General features: G+C 66.4%; 2 pseudogenes. One reads left to right on the top strand and one right to left on the bottom strand.

The features are described 5' to 3' along the window. Positions 1–151 (bottom strand): annotated as a pseudogene (locus EOA78_RS35695) (polysaccharide deacetylase); the annotation flags it as partial. A gap of 1 nt (position 152) precedes the next feature. On the opposite strand from EOA78_RS35695, the pseudogene EOA78_RS35690 reads away from it, so the two are divergent. After that, positions 153–302: pseudogene (locus EOA78_RS35690) on the top strand (DUF2842 domain-containing protein); the annotation flags it as partial. Positions 303–321: the final 19 nt, after the last annotated feature.

Below are 321 nucleotides of genomic sequence, written 5' to 3'. Positions count from 1 at the left end.
CGTTGACCGAAATGCGCGGCAGCGCTTGCAGGAAGCCGGCATGTTCGGCGCGCAGCACGCCGTGGCGTGTCGTCACCGCCGAGGCGTAGCCGGCGTCGCGGACAAAGCCGACTTCGCGGTCGCCAACCGCGCTGGCATAGCCACAGGGATAGGTCGCATCGATCGTGGCGGTTGACCAACTGGCGGAATCGGGACCGTGGGCGCATTTCCTGTTCTTCCTGCTCAGCGGCATGCTCTGGGTGCTGCCGGCCATGGGCATCATCAAATGGCTGATCCTGGAGCCGCCGCGGCCGAAGAATTGAGGCTCGCTCGCCGCCGCTT

Origin of the sequence: Mesorhizobium sp. M5C.F.Cr.IN.023.01.1.1, assembly GCF_003997585.1 — a bacterium.
Classification (GTDB): domain Bacteria; phylum Pseudomonadota; class Alphaproteobacteria; order Rhizobiales; family Rhizobiaceae; genus Mesorhizobium; species Mesorhizobium wenxiniae.
The sequence above is the reverse complement of the archived record's forward strand: the minus strand, read 5'-3'. Positions and strand labels throughout refer to the sequence as shown.